The organism is Rhodococcus sp. MSC1_016 (assembly GCF_023667485.2).
In the GTDB taxonomy this organism is placed as follows: Bacteria; Actinomycetota; Actinomycetes; order Mycobacteriales; family Mycobacteriaceae; genus Rhodococcus_F; species Rhodococcus_F oxybenzonivorans.
On the sequence record NZ_JAMOZI020000001.1, the window covers coordinates 3,764,547 to 3,783,289 of the forward strand.

Consider the following 18,743-nt stretch of genomic DNA (forward strand, 5'->3'; position numbering starts at 1 on the left):
TCGATTTCCTATTTGTTGCTGGGTGTGTTTCTTGCTACTGCAGTGCAAGTGTGTGGCGCTAGATCTTCGCGACCTGCGTGAAGGACAGCTCGACGGGCGTCTCGCGACCGAAGATCGAGACGAGAACCTTGAGCTTCTGCTGCTCCGCGTTGACCTCGCTGATACTGGCGGGAAGCGTCGCAAACGGGCCGTCCATGACGGTGACCGACTCGCCGACCTCGAAATCGACCTCGATGAGCGGCTTCGCGAAGCTCTCTCCCCCGGTGTCACCGGCGGACACTGCCGCGGCGGCAGCCTGCTTCTTCTGCTCCTGCTGTGGCAGCAGGAACTTGACGACCTCGTTCAGCGTCAGCGGCGACGGCCTGGAGGTGGCACCGACGAATCCGGTGACACCGGGCGTATTGCGCACGGCTCCCCAGGACTCGTCGTTGAGCTCCATCCGGACGAGGATGTAACCGGGCAGAACCTTCCGGTTGACCTGCTTGCGCTGGCCGTTCTTGATCTCGGTGACCTCTTCGGTAGGAACTTCCACCTGGAAGATGTAGTCACCGACATCGAGGTTCTGGACACGAGTTTCGAGGTTGGCCTTCACCTTGTTCTCGTAGCCCGCGTAGGAGTGGATGACGTACCAGTCACCAGGCGCACGGCGCAGGGCGGCCTTCAGCTCGGCGACCGGATCCTCGGGCTCCTCGGCGACGACTGCGTCGTCAGCGGGCGCCTCTTCGGCGACGGCAGCGTCGTCGTTCGACGGCTCGGCTACCTCGTCACCGGCAGTGTTCGGAGCATCGGTGCCCTCGTCGGCAGCCTCGACATCCACTTCGGCTGCCGCCTCGGCAGAAACACGCTCTTCGGCCAAGGCCTCATTCGTGTCGTTCTCGGGGGTGCTCACTGGGGCACTCGCTTCCTCTCGTCACTCACATACTTCGGATCCACCGGGGCGGACTCCGTCAACCGAACAACCAGGTGACGCCTTTGATGACCGCAAGATCGAGTACACCGATGAACGCCACCATGAACACCACGAATACGAGCACAACGCTGGTGTAGGTGATCATCTGCTTGCGGTTGGGCCAGATGACCTTGCGCAGCTCCGCGATGACCTCGCGTAGGAACCGGCGCAGCCGCTTGAAGATGTTCTCCTTCTGCGGCTTGTCGGCACGGTCCTTCGTCGCGGGACGGGCCTTGGTGATCGTCTCGGCTCTCGCGCGTTCCGGCGTCTTCACGGAACTGGCAGCGACGCCGGTGCCGGCCTGCGACCGACGGCTCTGACGTTTGCCGCTCGGCCTTGCCGAGGGACTCTCGGAACGCGTGGTGGCGTCGGCCGCGGTGTCGTCGACACCGTCCGGGCGCGTCGACCCTGAAGTGTCGCCGTCGCGCTTGGCGCGCTCCTCGCTCACGTCGTTCCTCTCAGTCGCTGGCAATCCGGGGGCAGGGGCGACAGGACTTGAACCTGCAACCTGCGGTTTTGGAGACCGCTGCTCTGCCAGTTGAGCTACGCCCCTTTGGTCGGGTGACCTGGTCCCGAGTTACCTCTGGACCAATTCTTGCCCGACCTCTCTGTGATTACATGACACGCGCGCCACCCTGTGTCGGCCGAACAGCACCGTAGGGCAGCGCGCAGCGCTAAGTAATCCCAGAAATCTCAGTGTACTTCAAAGCCCCGGAACAAACCCAATCCACCCGGCGGTCAGGCCAGACGGACCGTTGCCGTGGCACGACCGAAGATCTTCTTTCCTTCGGAGCGCGCCACGATAGCGACTACTGCAGTCTTGCTTTCTTCGTCCACCGACTTGACCTTGCCGGTGTATTCGACCTCGGCGGCCTCGTCCTCGCGGACGTACACCGAGCTCGTGAAGCGTACATTGTATTCGGTGACCGCGCCGGGGTCACCGAGCCATGAGGTCACGAATCCACCACCGAGACCCATGGTGAGCATCCCGTGGGCAATCACATTGTCCAGGCCGGCGAGCTTGACGACTTCGTCGCTCCAGTGGATCGGATTGGGGTCACCCGAGACGCCCGCGTAGTTGACCAGGTCGCCACGCGTGAGGCGCACAATGCGCTCGGGAAGTTCGTCACCCACCGAGACGTCCTCGAACTTACGAAGCGCCATGCATGATCACGTCCTTGACTGCGTGAGCGATGTTCTCGTCGACCTCGCCGCCGGTCCGCGCGACAAGTGTGGTCCAGGTGGTCTGCACGAGTTCGTCGTTCTGGTCGGTGACGATGTTCTTGGTGGTGATGATGTCGCTGCCACCCATCTGACGGAAGCCGTCCAGATAGACGTCGCAGAACAAGCGGTCCCCGACCTTGATCGGCTTGTGGAACACGAGACGCTGATCGGTCTGGAGGATCTGGCTCGGGTCGTAACCGGTGACGATCTCCTTGAAGAGGCGGCTCTGAGCGATGATGCCGACAAGCGAGATGAACGTGAGCGGAGCGAGCAGGCCGTCGTAGCCGAGGCCGCGGGCGGCGTCCTCATCGTGGTGAGCGGGGTGCCAGTCCTGCACGGCCCGCGCGTACTCGCGCACCTTCTCGCGACCGACCTCGTAGAAGTCGTCGACGCGGTAGTGGTGCCCCACCATCGCCAGCGCGTGCGCAGCCGGATCCTCGGGAACGTCCGGAGACACGCTCGTCTCGATCTCTGTCACAGTGTCAGTCACGCGAAAGAACCTCTTCTACCCTGGGCGTGGGAACGCGAGGGCAGCCTCGAAGCTTCCCTCGCGAACTCAACTCCCGGCCGGAACCGTGCTACTTCGACTCGCGATGCGACTGGTGGGTTCCGCAGTTGGGGCAGAACTTCTTGATCTCCAGGCGATCGGGGTCGTTACGCCGGTTCTTCTTGGTGATGTAGTTACGGTGCTTGCATACCTCGCAGGCCAAAGTGATCTTGGGCCGAACGTCAGTCGAGGAGGCCACGGGATGCCTTCTTTCGGGTGTATCTGATTACGAGCAATCAGGGTGGATCATGCATATTGTGTAGCGGTGACCGGACTTGAACCGGCGACGCAACGATTATGAGTCGTTTGCTCTACCAACTGAGCTACACCGCCTCGGTGTCGAGTGTCGCGCACGAAGCGCTTCACCACAATCCAGCGAGCCCCCTAACGGAATCGAACCGTTGACCTTTTCCTTACCATGGAAACGCTCTGCCGACTGAGCTAAGGGGGCGTGCTTCACTCGCACATCGCTGTGCGCTGAAGCCTTGACGAGATTACACAGAGTTCGCGCCGAGAACCAAATTGCCTGGTCACGGTTCTCCGAAACCCCACCCACCGGACGTTACGCACTCCGGGAACGAACGCGGAACGCCCGAACCACAGGTACCCAACGACAGAACCCCGGTGAGCTGGTGCTCACCGGGGTTCTGTGTGTGGCAGATGTAGGATTCGAACCTACGTAGGCATAAGCCGACGGATTTACAGTCCGCTCCCATTGGCCGCTCGGGCAATCTGCCGGGTTGCACGAGGAGCGCGAAATCTCTGCGAGATCGCTCTCCACTGCGGAAAGAAGAATACAACGAACGGCCCCCCGTTTTGCAAACCGGGTGGATACGGGCGGTTGCAAACCGATAGCGTCGAATCTGCTCACTAGCATTCAGGTGAGCGCCCGTCCGGATCGCGGCGGGGGAAACAGACGGAAACCGGGAGTGTGCAGTGGCTGATTCGTCCTTCGATGTGGTGAGCAAGGTGGAGCGTCAAGAGGTGGACAACGCCCTGCATCAAGCCGGCAAGGAGCTGTCGACCCGTTTCGACTTCCGCAACACGGGCGCGTCCATCGAGTGGTCCGGTGAGGAATCCATCACGCTGACGGCCGACACCGAGGAACGACTGCTCGCCGCCCTCGAAGTTTTCAAGGAGAAGTTGATCCGCCGGGACATCTCGCTGAAGGCCTTCGACGCCGGCGAGCCCGCGCAGTCGGGGAAGATCTACAAACTCACCGGCACGCTCGTCCAGGGCATCACCACGGAGAACGCCAAGAAGATCACGAAGAAGATCCGCGACGAGGGACCCAAGGGCGTCAAGGCGCAGATTCAGGGCGACGAGCTGCGCGTGAGCAGTAAGAAGCGCGACGACCTACAGGCGGTCATCTCCCTGCTCAAGGGGGAGGACTTCGGCATCGCGCTGCAGTTCGTGAACTACCGGTAGGCGCTCCGCGCTCGTGCGCCTTTCTGGTAGCTGGAGCAACCAGAAAGGCGCACGGGCGGCGAAGCCGCCTACCGGCCGGCCATCCGCTCGAGACGCTCGATGCGCTCGGCCATCGGCGGGTGGGTGGAGAACATGCGGCTCATCTTCTCGCCGGTGCGGAACGGGTTGGCAATCATCAGGTGCGACTGTGCCGCGAGCTGAGGTTCCGGGGGGAGCGGGGCCGCCTGGGTGCCCCGCTCGAGCTTGCGTAGCGCGGACGCCAGGGCGAGAGGGTCACCCGTCAGCTCGGCGCCCGACTGGTCCGCTTGGTATTCCCGGGACCTCGACACCGCCAGCTTGACGATGGTGGCCGCGATGGGGCCGAGCAACGACACCAGCAGCAGCGCGAGCGGGTTGGCGCCCTGTCCCCCACCCCGCCCGCCGAACATGTTCGCGAACATCGCGAAGTTCGCCAGCCCGGACACGACGGCGGCCATTGTCCCGGCTACCGACGAGATCAGGATGTCGCGGTTGTAGACGTGCGACAGCTCGTGTCCCAGGACCGCCCGCAGCTCTCGTTCGTTGAGAATCTGCAGGATGCCGCTGGTGCAGCAGACCGCGGCATGCCGAGGGCTGCGGCCCGTGGCGAACGCGTTGGGGGCACTGGTGGGGCTGATGTAGAGCCGGGGCATCGGCTGATGAGCCGTGGTGGCCAGCTCCCGCACGATGCGGTAGATGGCGGGCGCTTCCACCTCGGTGATCGGCTGCGCATGCATGGCTTTGAGGGCCAGCTTGTCGCTGTTGAAGTAGGCGTACGCATTCATGCCGACCGCGAACACGATGGCCAGCAGAAGGATGGTCGTGTTGCGGAACAACGCGCCGATGAACACGATCAGCGCCGACATGCCGACCAGCAGAACCAGGGTCTTGGCCCCGTTTGCGTACCCGCGCACGGCTCGCCTTCCTTGTCGTTGTCACCCGATCACGATCGCCCGAATACCGGATCTTGATCATTCAACGAAGCAGGGTGGTGAGACGGTTCCCGGTGTGTACAGCGTGTAAATCGCGCGAGCAATCAGGTTCGACGATACGGCTCAGCCGACGCGTTCGACCGTGTAATCGACCAGCTTGACGAGTGCGTCGTTGGCGGGACCTTGGGGTAGCTGGGCGAGCTGCGCACGCGCCTCCACGGCGAACTCCTCCAGCTTCGCCTTGGCCTGCGCCATTCCAGGCGACCGCGCGAGGAGCTCGAGCGCCTCGGCGACGTCGTCGTCGTCGGTGACGGGGCCGTCGAGAAGCACACGCAGCCGGTCGGCCTCGGGTCCCTCGTCGCGCAGCGCATACAACACCGGAAGGGTGTGCACGCCCTCACGCAGGTCCGTCCCTGGTGTCTTGCCGGACTGAGCCGACACCGAGGAGATGTCGATGATGTCGTCGGAGATCTGGAAGGCCGTGCCGACCGCGTCGCCGAGTCGTTCGAGCCGCTCCACGTCGGCGGCGTCCGCGCCGGAGAAGGTGCCGCCGAAACGTCCGCACGCAGCGATCAGTGAACCCGTCTTCTCCCACACCACCTTGAGATAGTGCTGGATCGGGTCCTGCTCGCCGCGGAGGCCGATCGTCTCGCGCATCTGCCCGGTCACCAGTTCGGCAAACGTCTCGGCGATGATCTGGACAGCAGAGGGACCCAACGTGGACACGAGGCGGGAGGCGTGCGCGAACAGGTAGTCGCCCGCCAGGATCGCGACACTGTTGCCCCACCGCGAGTTGGCACTGGGCGCGCCTCGGCGCATCGACGCCTCGTCCATCACGTCGTCGTGGTAGAGCGTGGCCAGATGGACCAGTTCGACGACGGTGGCGGCGGTGACCACCGACGGATCGGACGCTTTCGGACCCAGCTGAGCGGTGAGCACGGTGAACAGCGGGCGGAAGCGCTTGCCGCCGGCCTTCGCGAGGTGCAGCGCGGCCTCGGTGAGAAAATCCTCGCCGTCGGAGAGCTCGCTGACCAGCAGTTCCTCGACCTGTTTCAGCCTGTCGCGGACCGTGGCAGCGAGCTGAGTGTCGCCGAGATCGATCCCGGCGACCGTAGTGCCCTCTACAGCGTCGGCAGCGGTGTGTGCTGCGCCCTCGGTGCTCACGTTCTCAGTACCCATTTCTGTCGTCAGTGACGGCTCGGTTCCCGCGCCGTCGGTGACGGCTGGTACCCACGGTAGAGAACCTAGCGGTTGCGGCGGCCATCGGCCTCGCCGCGGTCCCCGGGCGTGGCCTGACAGGATGTAGGTGTGGTCGTAGCAGAACAGTCGCCCGCGGGGTCCCCGCTTCCCGTCGCCGCCGATGTCCTGGTCATCGGCGCTGGTCCCGCCGGTTCCTCCGCCGCCACCTGGGCCGCGCGTGCCGGCCGCGACGTGGTACTCGTCGACGCCGCCGTGTTTCCCCGGGACAAGACGTGTGGTGACGGCCTCACCCCGCGTGCCGTCGCTGAACTCGATCACCTCGGCCTCGGTGAGTGGGTGCGGTCGAAGGGCACCAACCGCGGGCTCCGGCTCAGTGGATTCGGGCAGGAACTCGAACTCGAATGGCCCGGACGGTCGTTCCCCGCCGTGGGGAGCGCGGTGGCCAGGACCGAATTGGACGACAAGCTCAGGACGACTGCGGTCGAGGCGGGCGCCGTGATGGTGCAGGGGGCCAAGGCGGTCGGCGTCGAGCGGAACGGCGACCGGGTGAGCGCGGTGACGGTGCAGACCGGCGACGGGACGCACACTATCCAGTGCCGCACCCTGATCGTGGCCGACGGGGTCCGGTCGACGTTGGGCAAGAAGCTGGGCCGGGAATGGCACCGCGACACCGCGTACGGCGTCGCCGCGCGCGCCTACATCGCTACGGCGCGCAGTGACGATCCGTGGATCACCTCCCACTTGGAGTTGCGTGATAGCGCCGGCACTCTGCAGTCGGGGTACGGGTGGGTGTTTCCCCTCGGCACCGGCGAGGTGAACATCGGGGTCGGCACCCTCGCCACCGCCAAACGGCCGGCTCCGGGCGCGCTCCGGCCACTGCTCGACCTGTACACGGCACAGCGGCGCGCGGAGTGGGCCTGGGACGGCGAACTGCGGGCGGTGGCGTCCGCGTTGCTACCGATGGGCGGCGCGGTGTCCCACGTCGCCGGGCGCAACTGGGCCGTCATCGGCGACGCCGCGGCCTGCGTGAACCCGCTCAACGGCGAGGGGATCGACTACGGGCTCGAGGGTGGACGTCTCGTGGCCGAAGTCCTCGATGCGGACGATCTGACGGAGCTGTGGCCCACCATCCTCCGCGAGCGCTACGGGCGGGCGTTCTCGGTGGCGCGTCGGCTCGCCGGACTGCTGACCGTGCCCCGGGTTCTCCCGGCGTCGGGTCCGGTGGCGATGCGCTCGCGCGCGCTCATGACCATCGCCGTGCGCGTGATGGGCAACCTCGTCACCGAGGAGGACAACGACCTCACCGCCCGGGCATGGCGTGCGTCCGGCCTGGCGTCGCAGAAGGCGGACACCCGGCCGCTGTTCGGTTGAGGCCGGTCAGCGGGTGGCGCGGTGCAGGGCGACTACCCCGCCGGTGAGGTTGCGCCACTGGACGTGTCGCCACCCTGCCGCCTCGATGCGCTGGGCGAGTTCGGACTGTGTCGGCCAGGCGCGAATGGACTCCGCGAGATACACGTACGCATCAGGGTTGCTGCTGACCGCGCGGGCGACCCGCGGCAGCGCCTTCATCAGGTACTCCATGTAGATCGTCCGGAACGGCCCGAACACCGGCGTGGAGAACTCGCTGACAACAAGGCGGCCGCCCGGCTTGGTGACACGGGCGATCTCCCGCAGCCCGGCATCGAAGTCCGAGACGTTGCGGAGGCCGAACGAGATGGTGGCCGCGTCGAACACCGCGTCGGCGTACGGCAGGTGCATCGCGTCCCCCGCCACCATGGGAACCTGCCGGCCGATGCCCGCCTGCAGCATTCCCTTGGAAAAGTCGGTGGCCACGCACCACGCCCCCGACCGCCCGAGTTCGACGGTCGACACACCGGTGCCCGCGGCGAGGTCGAGAACCCGCTCCCCCGGCTTCAAGTCGAGGGCCGACCGAGTCGCCTTGCGCCAACTGCGGTCCTGCCCGAAGGACAGGATGGTGTTGGTGAGGTCGTAACGCTTCGCGACGCCGTCGAACATCGACGCGACTTCGTGCGGATCTTTTTCGAGCGATGCCCGCGAACCGTGTGTAGTTGCCACACCCGGAACGCTACCAACCTCGTCGGGTGCCGGGATCGGCGCTAGTCGACGCCTGCCCGGCCGATGTCTGGGTTGGCCGCGCATGCTCGGGTAACGATCCCCGTGCCGTCGTCAGGCAGCCCGGGACGCGCGGAAGCCCGCAGACCCGGTGACCTCGGCGTAGTGGTCGAGCAGCTCGCTGCAGATGGCAGGCCACGTGCGGTGCAGCACCGATCGCCGGGCCGCCTCACCGAAGCGCGCCCGCATCCGCCGGTCACTCAGCGCCTCGACGGCACTGGGTAGCAGCTCGGCGAATCGCTCGACCGGCAGCAGGTACCCGTTGCGGCAGTGCGTGACGAGGTCGCGTGGCCCTCCGGCGTCCGGGCCGATTACCGGAATGCCACTGGCCAGCGCTTCCTGAACGGCTTGGCAAAACGTCTCGTGCTCACCCGGATGCACGAACACGTCCAGGCTGGCGTAGGCCTCCGCGAGTTCGGTGCCGCCGAGTTGGCCGGTGAAGACGGCATCGGGCATCAGCTTCTGCAAACGGCCCCGCTCCGGCCCGTCGCCGATCACCACGAGCTGGATTCCGGGGTGTCCGGCCAGCGCGGCGAGTCGCTCCACATGCTTTTCCGGAGCGAGCCTGCCCACAAACCCCACGATCAGACGGTCCGGCTCCGCCGACCAGGAGTCGCGCAGGTCCGTACTGCGGCGAGACGGCGCGAATCGGCTGGTCTCGACTCCGCGGGCCCAGCGGTGCACGCGGGGAATGCGCTGCTCGGCAAGGGCCTCGACCGCAGACGTCGACGGCGCGAGGGTTCGCGTGCATCCCTTGTGGATGCGGCGGGTCCAGGCCCACGCCGCGCGGCTGGTAATTCCCAGGCCGTAGCTTTCGGCGAAACCCGCGACGTCGGTCTGATAGATGGCCACCGTCGGCACGTCCAGCCGGTGCGCCGCGCCGAGCCCGCCCGCGCCGAGCAGGAACGGCGACGCCAGGTGAATCACGTCGGGCTCGAACGCACGCAGTTCCGCCGTGAGTCCCGGTTGCGGCAGTCCGACGGGGAGGGAGCTGACTTTCGGAACCATGACCGCGGGCACCCGATAGACGGGCACACCGTCGTGTTCCGTCGAAGCAGGAGGCTGTGAACCGACGGTGTCCGGGGCGACGACCATCGCCTGGTGTCCGTCCCGCTGCAAATGCTCGAGAACTCGGAGCACCGAATTGGTCACACCATTCATGTTGGGCAGGAACGACTCCGCGACGATCGCTACTCTCACGACGCACAGCGTGGCAGTGCCCGTGGTCACGGCGGCGAGGACGATATGACCGACGCGCGAAGTTCCGGCGAACTCACGATGACATTGCCGGAGAAACCGCCGCGTCCTCTTGTCTGCGTAGATACCAGATCAGCGGTCCCGCGATGAGCCAGGTGACGACGATGAGCGACCCGGCAGGGATCACGGCGACACTCGCATCCCGGCCGGATACCCGGACGAGGTCCGGGTCGGCCCGTGCGTACTCGACGTCGATCCGTTGTCCGGCCGTCAACCGCGTCGGGTACAGCACGCCCAATTCCGGATTGTGCGTCACACCGTCGGGCGTCACGAAGCTGATCGCCGACCGCAGTGAGCCGGCCGACAGCACCTCGGCCGTCGCGACACCCATGTCCGATTGGATCGTGCGGTCGTTTCGCCACGCTGCCACCACCAACAGCGCGGCGAGGATCGAGATGCCGGCGGCCGTGACGGCGATGCCGCGCCGCACCCGGCGCGTCACCCGTGGGTTCACAGCTGCGCCCGGACCGCTGCATGGAGTTCGCGCAGGCCGGAACGCTCGGTGGTCACCTCGAGCACCCGGATTCCGCGTTCACCGGGTGTCCCGGGGTTGTGCAGTTCGGCGGACAATTCTTCGAGCCCGACGAGGTGGTGCTCCACACGGTAGGCGGCGCACAAGGCGGCGAGGTCCATGCCGTGTGGTGTGCCGAAGACCCGTTCGAACACGCCCGCGTACTGGGGGTCGCCCTGTTCGAGCAGTTCGAAGATGCCGCCGCCGTCGTCGTTCGCCACCACGATGGTGAGATCACGGGGACGCGGTTCTCCCGGTCCGATGAGCAGCCCGGAGGCGTCGTGCAAGAACGTCAGATCGCCGAGCAGAGCCACCGTGCGGCCCTCCTCGTAGGCGAGGGCCGCCCCCACCGCGGCCGACACCGTGCCGTCGATCCCGGCGACTCCCCGATTGGACAGAACCCGGATCCGCGGCGACGGGTAGCTGACGAGCGCGGCATCTCGCACCGGATTGGACGCCCCGAGGAGCAGTTGGTCGCCGTCGGACAATGCGTCCATCACGGTGGCGGCGACGTGCAGGCCGGTTGCCTTCGGATGGGACGCCAGCTGGGCCCGCACCGCTTTGTCCGTGTGCTCGGTGAGGGTCCGGCAGCGGGCGATCCAGGCCGGGTCCGGTTCACCCGAGACCACGGCGCGGGTGCCCGTGGCGAGAACGTTGCCGGAGACGTCGGGCCAGCGCGGGCCGGTGGTGAGCGCGTACACGGCCACCACTGGATCGGCGAGAAGTTTCGACACCGGCCGGTGCAGGGTGGGGCGGCCGGTGATGATTGCCTGCCGCGGTTTGAGCTGGGGCAGCGCCATCGGGTGCACCGGTATGCCGTGGAGCGGCGCCGTCGGCTCGGCGACCGTCGGGAGTCCGGCGAGCTCGGGCCGTAGAGCCGACCCGTGACCGGAGATGACGATGGTGTCGGGGGTGAGGTCGAGCTCGACCGGCACGTCGAGCGTCGCGTGCTGAGTGGTGGTCCACGCCGCCCCACCCGGCCGTCCCTGCGGGATCGGCCCCTGCGCGTGGACGTCGGGAACGAGCGGTTCCCGAAGCGGAATGTCGAAGTGCACGGGACCGGCATTGCCCGACCTCGTGCCGCGCGCGGCGGCGAGGACCCGGCACACGGCCGAACGCCACTGGCTGTTCTGACCGGCGTCGTCCTCGGCCAGCCCCAGGCTGATGGTGGCGCGGACCTGGCTCCCGAACAGGCCGAGTTGCTCGATGGTCTGGTTCGCACCGGTACCGAGCATTTCGTAGGGGCGGTTGGCACTGAGAACCACGAGCGGGACCCGGGCGTAGTTGGCCTCGAGAACGGCCGGACCGAGGTTTGCCACGGCAGTACCCGAGGTCATCACGATGGGCACCGGCCGACGACCGGCGACGGCCAATCCCAGAGCGAGGAACCCCGCAGTCCGCTCGTCGATGCGCATGTGCAGGCGCAGTCGACCCTCGAGGTCTGCCTTCTGCAGCGCGAAGGCCAGCGGTGCGTTGCGCGAACCCGGGCAGAGCACAACCTCGCGTACTCCCCCGCGGACCAGTTCGTCGACGACCGCGGTGGCTTGTGCAGTGGACGGATTCACACCATCCAGAGTGTCAGATCCACCGGCCGGTTCTGTCGGCGACCTCGTCAGGTGAGTTCGCGGCCACACCCCCTCCGCTGACACGATGAACAGATGCGCACAGTCTTCGACCCCGCCGAACTTCCGCCCCGCCGCATGTACCAGGTACTGACCGCGTCCGTGGTGCCGCGACCGATCGCCTGGGTGTCCACCCTCTCGGAGGACGGGGTAGCCAATCTGGCCCCGTACAGCTTCTTCTCGGTGTCGAGCACCAACCCACCGGTGGTGCAGTTCACGTCCGTCACCCGCAAGGACAGCCTGCGCAACATCGAAGCCACCGGGGAGTTCGTGATCAACGTGGCGACCGAACCTCTCATGAAGGTGGTGAACGCCAGTTCGGCCACCTACGACCATGACGTCGACGAGTTCGCGGCGCTGGGGATCGAGACCGAGCCGAGCGAGCACGTGCGTCCCGTGCGGGTGGCCGCCTCGCCGGTGGCAATCGAATGCCGCCTCGCGCAGATCGTTCCGGTCGGTGATTCGTTCGTGGTGATGGGCGACGTGCTCGCGGTTGCGGTGCGGGACGAGGCGGTCGCGGAGGACGGTCTGCCCGACTTCGCGGCCCTCGCCCCGCTCAGCCGCCTGGGCCGCAACGAGTGGGGGTTGCCGCCCGAAGTCGTGTTGCTGGACCGACCGCAACGACCCGAATAGCCGATCGATTGGTTAGGCTTACCTGACAAATCGATTCCCTAGCCGGAAAGTAACCATCCATGGCCCAACGCAGCAAGTTCGTCAAACCCGAGACTCGCCGAATTGCGTCCGCCCGGGTGGTCGCCGGCAAGCAGATCAGCCCCAACTTCATCCGCGTCACCGTGGCGGGACCCGAACTGGACTCCGTGACGCCGATGGGCTACGACCAGTGGTTCCGGATGTTCATCCCCCAACCCGGACAGACCACGCTGCGGCTGCCGACCAGCGCGAGCAACCTCTGGTACGCGCAGTACAAGCTGATGTCGAAGGACACCCGGCCCGTCGTGCGCAACTACACGATCCGCGACTACCGCGCCGCTGGCACCGGACTGTTCGGCGACGAGACGGAGATCGACATCGACTTCGCCTCGCACGGCGATCTGGGTCCGGCCTCGGCCTGGGCCGAGGCCGCGTCGGCGGGCGACGAGGTTGCCATCCTCGACGAGGGCCGGATCTACAACCCGGCGCCCGGCGCCGAATGGCAACTCCTGGTCGGTGACGAGAGCGCGTTGCCGGCGATCGTCGGGATTCTACGATCGGCGCCGCGGGACCTTCGAGCCGAGGTGTTCATAGAGATCGCGGAAGCCGCCGACGCACAGGACGTTTCGGTGGGCGACGGAGTGAATGTGCACTGGCTGGTCCGCGCAAACGCAGATGCCCGTCCGGGACTGCTTGCGTTGGAGACGGTGCGGCAGGCAGATCTTCCGACCGGGCCGTCGTACACCTTCGTCGCCGGAGAAAGTGACTTACCGACGGCTCTTCGACGCCACCTCGTGAACGACCGGCACGTTCCCAAGACACACATTTCGTTCACCGGCTACTGGCGCCACGGCCACGCCGCCTACTGACCACAGGGAAGCGGCGAAGTACGCGGACGCGCACTTCGCCACTTCCAGAGGTTCGTTCAGTTGGCGTGCTTCTGGACGAGTGCGCCCAGACGCGGAAGTGCTTCGATCACATTCTTCTTCGCGGACGGGCGCAGCGAGTTGTACACCTTCTTGACCGCGCCACGGTCACTGTTCTCGATGCGCTCGTCGGTGACACCGAGGAGCGAGTCCGACACGTCGTCACCGCGGGCGACGAGGTAATCGGCGAACGAATCCTGGCCGCTGGCGGTGAAATCCTGCCAGTACGGCTCGAGCTTGGTGACGAACTCGGGCAGCAAGCCCTCGATAGCATCCGGCACGATGGACGGTCCCACCTTCTTGACCGCGGCGTAACCACCCTTCAATGCCAGTCCCGAGGCCCCCGACTTGTCCGAAACCTCCGCGTCGATCAGAGCCTGCACATCGGCGATGACCGCCGGCACGCGTGCCTCGTCGAGCAGGGTTTCGTTCAGAGCTGCAACCACTTTCAATGCCTCCGTATTGACTGAGCGATCAGGTCCGGCCAGACACTATACGAAAAGCTGCGGGTCGCGTTGTTCGAGCAGGCCATGACACCGGCGCACCCGCTCGATCCACCAGCGGGCACGCTCGGGCGTTGCCGCGAGGTCGGCGACCCGGGCGGGGTCGGGAGTCACGGATGCGACTCCCAGTGCACCGTCCACGGGCTCTCTGGGCTCGGCCACATCCGACTCGAAGAGTCCACCGGTTCCCAGTCCACACGCGAAATGCAGGTCGGGCAGTGCGGCCGCGGCGGCGACACCGGCGGCGATTCCCACGGCGGTGTCCAACGCACTCGACACGACCACCGGGACCCCGTACTCGGACAACTCGTCCGCGAGCGCGAGGAGGCGGCGCATTCCACCGAGGGGGGAGACCTTCACGACGGCGACGTCGGCGCCGCCTGCGCGAACCACCTTCAGCGGGTCGTCCGCACGTCGAATGCTCTCGTCGGCGGCCACGCGCACAGCGGGCACACGTCGACGCACCTCCACCAGCTCCGACACACTCGCGCACGGTTGTTCCGCGTACTCGAGCGGCCCGTCTGCCGTGAGTGCGTGCAGCGCCGTCACCGCCTCGTCGACCGACCATCCACCGTTCGCGTCGACGCGCACGCAGGGAATGTGTGCGCGGACGGCCTTCACCCGTGCGACGTCGTCGGCGAGAGTCTGACCGCCCTCGGCTACTTTCACTTTCGCGGTTCGGGCCCCCGGGTATCGCTCGAGGAGCGCGGTCACCTGTGCGGCGTCCACCGCGGGAACGGTCGCGTTGACAGCCACCCGGTCGCGGAGCGCGGGCGGCGGACCGAGCCAGGCGGCCTCGATCGCCGACTGCAGCCAGTGCGAGGCTTCGTCGTCCGCGTATTCGGGGAAGGGAGCGAACTCGCCCCACCCCGCGGGACCACGCACGAGCATGGCTTCTCGGGTGGTGATGCCGCGGAAGCGCACCCGCATAGGCAGACTCACCACGACCGCGTCGGCCAGGACCTCGTCGAGGGTCGGCAGAGAGGACACGAGGTCAGGGCTGTCCGGGCAGAAGCTCGAGCATGAGGGCCTCGCAGTCGGCGAGCAACGTGTCGCCCTTCTTCAGCTGCGCGGTGATGAACGTCTTGCGCCCCTCGACCCGGTCGACGCTGCCCTCGACGGTGAGCGGTGTGTTGAGCGGTGTGATCGCCCGATAGTTCACATGGAGGTATGCCGTGCGACTGATGGGCCGTCCGTACGCGTGGACGATCATTCCCATCAGGTCGTCGAACAGCAGCGGCAGCGTGCCGCCGTGCGCGGCGCCGTTGCCACCGAGGTGGTAGCGACGGAACTCGCCCGCGCTGCGCACCCCGTCGGGTCCGAACTTCTCGATGTGCCACGGCGGCATCAGCAGGCTCCCCCGGCCCGGCAGCTCGATAGTCCGCCCGGCGGGCGACCGTCCCTCGGGAACCACGTACGGTGTGAGCACTGCGGCCAGCTTCTCCACCTGGTCAGCCGCCTGCGCGACAACGTCGTCGGGGGCGTCCACCGACACCGCCAGATCCTGCAGGGTGCGCATTCCTTCCACGAACCGCGCCCAATCCGGGCCGGGGGTGATCGCCTCGTACTTGGGGAACCCGCCGTGGTGCTCGTAGTCGTCGTCGCGCTTCCCGTCGACACTGGTGACGTCCGCAGCCTGTTCGCTCATACCTGCACGGTAAACCCGGGCCGAACTCCCGCGCGCGGACACCCACCGGCGGCACCCGATAATCTCGGAGCCGTGACCTTCAACCCGCAGCACTGGCGACCCGTACCCGGCTTCGAGAACCTCACGGACATCACCTATCACCGGCATGTCAGCGAGGGCATCGTCCGGGTGGCGTTCGACCGTCCCGAGGTGCGCAATGCCTTCCGTCCACACACCGTCGACGAGCTCTACCAGGCACTCGACCATGCCCGGATGACCTCCGACGTGGGCGCCGTCCTCCTCACCGGCAACGGGCCGAGCCCGAAGGATCAGGGCTGGGCGTTCTGCTCGGGCGGAGATCAGCGCATCCGCGGCCGCAGCGGATACCAGTACGCGGAAGGGGAAACCGCGGACACCGTCGATCGGGCCCGCGCCGGGCGCCTGCACATCCTCGAGGTTCAGCGATTGATCCGGTTCATGCCGAAGGTCGTCATCTGTCTCGTCAACGGCTGGGCCGCAGGCGGCGGCCACAGCCTGCACGTGGTGTGCGATCTGACACTCGCCAGCCGCGAGCACGCCCGCTTCAAGCAGACCGACGCCGACGTCGGCAGCTTCGACGGCGGCTACGGCAGCGCCTACCTCGCCAAGATGGTCGGGCAGAAGTTCGCCCGCGAGATCTTCTTCCTCGGCGAGACGTACACCGCCGAGGAGATGCACCGGATGGGCGCCGTCAACAAGGTCGTCGACCATGCCGAACTCGAGGACGTCGGAATCGAGTGGGGCGCCAGGATCAACGGAAAGTCCCCGCAGGCGCAGCGCATGCTGAAGTACGCGTTCAACCTGCAGGACGACGGACTCGTCGGACAGCAGTTGTTCGCGGGAGAGGCAACCCGCATGGCGTACATGACGGATGAGGCCGTCGAAGGTCGCGACTCCTTCCTCGAAAAGCGCGAACCCGACTGGAAGCCGTATCCCTGGTACTTCTGAGCCGCTCCCCTTCCCGGGCATCGTGGAATTGGCCACGTGCCAGCGCGGATTCACCGATTCCGGCACACTGACCACATGAGCACCGACCGCGAGCTCCCGGCCCCGGAACACCGCCGTCCGCCCGGAACCGGTGACGACACCGTCGCCGCGCTCGGGAAGTTGTCCGAATCCCTCGAAACCGTCGAGCGGGCCCGCGGACTGCTGTACTCGTTCCACCAGCTGATCGGGCACGCCGACCTTCAGCTCGGTGACGCCGTCGACGCGTTGCGGTCGGCCGGTCACGACGCGACGGCGGACCGCCTGGAGACCGAGTTGGTCGGCCTCAACGTGCTCGACGGACGGTGGACCTTCCAGGTCGTGGAAGAGTTCGACGACGGGTACTGGTCCACCTTCCGTGAACTCGAGCGCGCCGCCCGTGACGAACTGCTGGACGGTCGTCGCCACCTGTTCGAGGCGGAGATGAAGGAAGCGCGACGCACACACGGCCGGGCAGGTCACGAAGCCCGCCCGAGCAAAGGAGAGTGACGGGTGGAAATCCTCAGCAGCAGGACGATCCTGCGGCCACGGGACTACGCGACGACGCTGAGTTTTTACCGCGACATCCTCGGACTCGCCACCGCCCGCGAATATCCTGGAGGCACGGTGTTCTTCGCGGGGCAGGGACTCATCGAGGTGGCCGCCCACGGCGCCGCGGACACTCCGTCGACGTTCGACGGTGCCCTGTGGCTGCAGGTCCGTGACCTCACCGCAGCGCAGACCGAACTGGTACTCGCCGGGGTCAAGATCAACCGCGAAGCCCGGCAGGAACCGTGGGGACTGCACGAAATGTGGATCGCGGACCCCGACGGAATACCGATCGTGCTGGTGCAGATTCCGGAGGATCACCCCCTCCGGCGCGACACCCGGCCGGTGAACGACGGGTGACACGGGGCCAAACGCCGGGCCACCTCGAGGTGTCCGACCTCAGCTGTACTTTTCGAACTTCGATCCGCACAATCTGGGTGTGACCGCAGAGCTCGTAGTTCTTCTGGTGGTGGTCGTCACCGCCCTCGCTTTCGACTTCACCAACGGCTTCCACGACACCGGAAACGCAATGGCCACCTCGATCGCAACGGGAGCTCTGCGACCCAAGACCGCGGTCGTGCTCTCCGCGTCGCTGAATCTGGTCGGCGCATTCCTGTCGGTCGAGGTCGCCGCGACAGTGGCCAAAGGTGTCGTGAACCTGGGAACGGTGGGCGGTGAAGATCTCCTGCTCATCGTTTTCGCGGGACTTGTCGGCGGCATCATCTGGAACCTCGCGACTTGGCTGCTCGGTCTGCCGTCGAGCTCCTCGCACGCGCTGTTCGGTGGCTTGATCGGTGCGGCAATCGCGTCCATCGGCATGAGTGGTGTCGAGTGGGGCGGGGTCCTCGGCAAGGTCGTCATTCCCGCTCTTCTCGCCCCTGTCGTCGCAGCACTGGTCGCCACGGCAGGTACTAAACTCGTGTACCGCATCACCTCCACCGTGCCGGAGGGAACGAAGGAGCACGGGTTCCGCGTCGGTCAGATCGGTTCCGCCTCGCTGGTGTCGCTGGCGCACGGAACCAACGACGCCCAGAAGACGATGGGTGTGATCTTCCTCGCACTGGTCGCGCACGGCAGCATCACCGCCGACGACGAGATGCCGTTCTGGGTCAAGCTCAGCTGCGCCGTCGCCATTGCCCTCGGCACCTATCTCGGCGGCTGGCGGATCATCCGCACCCTCGGCAAGGGCCTCGTCGAGATCGCCGCCCCGCAAGGCATGGCCGCCGAATCCTCGTCGGCCGCGATCATCCTGACGTCGAGCCACCTCGGGCTTCCGTTGTCCACCACACACGTCGCCACCGGTTCCATCCTCGGCACGGGGCTCGGCCGCAAGGGCGCCGAGGTTCGCTGGGGCATCGCCGGACGTATGGCGGTCGCGTGGCTCATCACTCTCCCCTCGGCCGCGTTCGTGGGCGCCGTGTGCTGGTTCCTCGCGCACATCATCGGCGGCCTCGCCGGCGTGCTGGTGGTGTTCGCGGCACTCATCCTCCTCGCCGGGTTCATGTACCTACGGTCCCGCAAGCAGCCGGTGCACTCCGGCAATGTCAACGCCGAGTGGGAGCCGGGTGCAGAGCATCCCGCGACCACGGCTGTACCACCCCCGGCCGGCTCGGAGATCTCCGAGTCGCCCAGACCCACCATCACCAACCACTGACGGGAGCTGC

Annotated in this window: 22 protein-coding genes and 4 tRNA genes; 8 read left to right on the forward strand and 18 right to left on the reverse strand. The window is 66.6% G+C overall.

The annotated features are described in order from the left end of the window. Positions 1-58 precede the first annotated feature (58 nt). The 9 genes from nusG to L1080_RS17380 all read right to left on the reverse strand — a co-directional run bounded on the left by nusG (position 59) and on the right by L1080_RS17380 (position 3,457). Positions 59-889, reverse strand: a complete 831-nt coding sequence (gene nusG, locus L1080_RS17340) for a transcription termination/antitermination protein NusG (RefSeq protein WP_250772650.1) — start codon at positions 887-889, stop codon at positions 59-61. Between the two features lie 58 nt (positions 890-947). After that, positions 948-1,397 (reverse strand): preprotein translocase subunit SecE, encoded by a 450-nt coding sequence (gene secE, locus L1080_RS17345; protein WP_159920374.1) that lies wholly within the window; start codon positions 1,395-1,397, stop codon positions 948-950. Positions 1,398-1,429: 32 nt separating this feature from the next. Beyond that, positions 1,430-1,502, reverse strand: a tRNA-Trp gene (locus L1080_RS17350). Between the two features lie 185 nt (positions 1,503-1,687). Beyond that, positions 1,688-2,113 (reverse strand): (3R)-hydroxyacyl-ACP dehydratase subunit HadB, encoded by a 426-nt coding sequence (gene hadB, locus L1080_RS17355; RefSeq protein ID WP_109327957.1) that lies wholly within the window; start codon positions 2,111-2,113, stop codon positions 1,688-1,690. Next, positions 2,100-2,663, reverse strand: coding sequence for a (3R)-hydroxyacyl-ACP dehydratase subunit HadA (hadA, locus tag L1080_RS17360; RefSeq protein WP_109327955.1), 564 nt, complete (start codon positions 2,661-2,663; stop codon positions 2,100-2,102). Before hadA ends, hadB begins: the two co-directional genes overlap by 14 nt. An 88-nt stretch (positions 2,664-2,751) precedes the next feature. Beyond that, positions 2,752-2,919 carry a 50S ribosomal protein L33 gene (gene rpmG, locus L1080_RS17365; protein WP_005252089.1) on the reverse strand — a complete coding sequence of 56 codons (168 nt, stop codon included), beginning with the start codon at positions 2,917-2,919 and terminating at the stop codon, positions 2,752-2,754. A 61-nt stretch (positions 2,920-2,980) separates the two neighbouring features. Beyond that, positions 2,981-3,053: transfer RNA gene (locus tag L1080_RS17370), tRNA-Met, on the reverse strand. Positions 3,054-3,098: 45 nt separating this feature from the next. Next, a tRNA-Thr gene (locus tag L1080_RS17375) sits at positions 3,099-3,171 on the reverse strand. A 203-nt stretch (positions 3,172-3,374) separates the two neighbouring features. Beyond that, positions 3,375-3,457: transfer RNA gene (locus L1080_RS17380), tRNA-Tyr, on the reverse strand. A gap of 199 nt (positions 3,458-3,656) precedes the next feature. On the opposite strand from L1080_RS17380, the gene L1080_RS17385 reads away from it, so the two are divergent. Further along, on the forward strand, positions 3,657-4,148 hold the full coding sequence (locus tag L1080_RS17385; protein ID WP_109327953.1) for a YajQ family cyclic di-GMP-binding protein: 492 nt from the start codon (positions 3,657-3,659) through the stop codon (positions 4,146-4,148). A gap of 68 nt (positions 4,149-4,216) precedes the next feature. Here L1080_RS17385 and htpX read toward each other — a convergent pair whose 3' ends face one another. Together htpX and L1080_RS17395 are read right to left on the reverse strand one after the other, a co-directional pair. Continuing rightward, a complete protein-coding gene (htpX, locus tag L1080_RS17390) occupies positions 4,217-5,080 on the reverse strand; it encodes a zinc metalloprotease HtpX (protein ID WP_159920373.1) in 864 nt (287 codons plus the stop codon). Positions 5,081-5,221: 141 nt separating this feature from the next. Beyond that, positions 5,222-6,277 (reverse strand): polyprenyl synthetase family protein, encoded by a 1,056-nt coding sequence (locus tag L1080_RS17395; RefSeq protein WP_159920371.1) that lies wholly within the window; start codon positions 6,275-6,277, stop codon positions 5,222-5,224. A gap of 129 nt (positions 6,278-6,406) precedes the next feature. On the opposite strand from L1080_RS17395, the gene L1080_RS17400 reads away from it, so the two are divergent. After that, the gene (locus L1080_RS17400) at positions 6,407-7,669 is read left to right on the forward strand and encodes a geranylgeranyl reductase family protein (protein WP_250772652.1); all 1,263 of its coding nucleotides are present in this window, start codon (positions 6,407-6,409) and stop codon (positions 7,667-7,669) included. 6 nt (positions 7,670-7,675) lie between these two features. Here L1080_RS17400 and L1080_RS17405 read toward each other — a convergent pair whose 3' ends face one another. The 4 genes from L1080_RS17405 to menD all read right to left on the reverse strand — a co-directional run bounded on the left by L1080_RS17405 (position 7,676) and on the right by menD (position 11,764). Further along, positions 7,676-8,374 carry a demethylmenaquinone methyltransferase gene (locus L1080_RS17405; RefSeq protein WP_159920367.1) on the reverse strand — a complete coding sequence of 233 codons (699 nt, stop codon included), beginning with the start codon at positions 8,372-8,374 and terminating at the stop codon, positions 7,676-7,678. 111 nt (positions 8,375-8,485) lie between these two features. After that, positions 8,486-9,631, reverse strand: a complete 1,146-nt coding sequence (locus L1080_RS17410) for a glycosyltransferase family 4 protein (protein WP_250772655.1) — start codon at positions 9,629-9,631, stop codon at positions 8,486-8,488. 73 nt (positions 9,632-9,704) lie between these two features. Next, complete coding sequence (locus tag L1080_RS17415) at positions 9,705-10,142, reverse strand: DUF3592 domain-containing protein (protein ID WP_250772657.1); 438 nt, start codon at positions 10,140-10,142, stop codon at positions 9,705-9,707. Continuing rightward, positions 10,139-11,764, reverse strand: a complete 1,626-nt coding sequence (gene menD / locus L1080_RS17420; protein ID WP_109327934.1) for a 2-succinyl-5-enolpyruvyl-6-hydroxy-3-cyclohexene-1-carboxylic-acid synthase — start codon at positions 11,762-11,764, stop codon at positions 10,139-10,141. The genes L1080_RS17415 and menD overlap by 4 nt, the downstream gene beginning before the upstream one ends. A gap of 93 nt (positions 11,765-11,857) precedes the next feature. Between menD and L1080_RS17425 the strand changes: the two genes are divergently transcribed. Both L1080_RS17425 and L1080_RS17430 read left to right on the forward strand, forming a co-directional pair. Next, positions 11,858-12,454, forward strand: coding sequence for a flavin reductase family protein (locus L1080_RS17425; RefSeq protein WP_250772659.1), 597 nt, complete (start codon positions 11,858-11,860; stop codon positions 12,452-12,454). 59 nt (positions 12,455-12,513) lie between these two features. Beyond that, the gene (locus L1080_RS17430; protein ID WP_250772662.1) at positions 12,514-13,341 is read left to right on the forward strand and encodes a siderophore-interacting protein; all 828 of its coding nucleotides are present in this window, start codon (positions 12,514-12,516) and stop codon (positions 13,339-13,341) included. A gap of 56 nt (positions 13,342-13,397) precedes the next feature. Here L1080_RS17430 and L1080_RS17435 read toward each other — a convergent pair whose 3' ends face one another. The 3 genes from L1080_RS17435 to L1080_RS17445 are packed head-to-tail and all read right to left on the reverse strand — an operon-like array spanning position 13,398 to position 15,549. Beyond that, on the reverse strand, positions 13,398-13,844 hold the full coding sequence (locus L1080_RS17435; protein WP_109327928.1) for a DUF6918 family protein: 447 nt from the start codon (positions 13,842-13,844) through the stop codon (positions 13,398-13,400). A 45-nt stretch (positions 13,845-13,889) separates the two neighbouring features. After that, positions 13,890-14,891 carry an o-succinylbenzoate synthase gene (locus tag L1080_RS17440; RefSeq protein ID WP_308202161.1) on the reverse strand — a complete coding sequence of 334 codons (1,002 nt, stop codon included), beginning with the start codon at positions 14,889-14,891 and terminating at the stop codon, positions 13,890-13,892. Between the two features lie 4 nt (positions 14,892-14,895). Further along, the gene (locus L1080_RS17445) at positions 14,896-15,549 is read right to left on the reverse strand and encodes a PaaI family thioesterase (protein WP_250772664.1); all 654 of its coding nucleotides are present in this window, start codon (positions 15,547-15,549) and stop codon (positions 14,896-14,898) included. Positions 15,550-15,621: 72 nt separating this feature from the next. On the opposite strand from L1080_RS17445, the gene L1080_RS17450 reads away from it, so the two are divergent. From L1080_RS17450 to L1080_RS17465, 4 genes are all read left to right on the forward strand, one after another. Then, the gene (locus L1080_RS17450; RefSeq protein ID WP_159920353.1) at positions 15,622-16,515 is read left to right on the forward strand and encodes a 1,4-dihydroxy-2-naphthoyl-CoA synthase; all 894 of its coding nucleotides are present in this window, start codon (positions 15,622-15,624) and stop codon (positions 16,513-16,515) included. Between the two features lie 75 nt (positions 16,516-16,590). Beyond that, positions 16,591-17,040, forward strand: a complete 450-nt coding sequence (locus L1080_RS17455; RefSeq protein ID WP_159920351.1) for a hypothetical protein — start codon at positions 16,591-16,593, stop codon at positions 17,038-17,040. A gap of 3 nt (positions 17,041-17,043) precedes the next feature. Continuing rightward, positions 17,044-17,439, forward strand: coding sequence for a VOC family protein (locus L1080_RS17460; protein ID WP_159920349.1), 396 nt, complete (start codon positions 17,044-17,046; stop codon positions 17,437-17,439). 79 nt (positions 17,440-17,518) lie between these two features. After that, positions 17,519-18,733 (forward strand): inorganic phosphate transporter, encoded by a 1,215-nt coding sequence (locus tag L1080_RS17465; RefSeq protein ID WP_159920347.1) that lies wholly within the window; start codon positions 17,519-17,521, stop codon positions 18,731-18,733. Positions 18,734-18,743 lie beyond the last annotated feature (10 nt).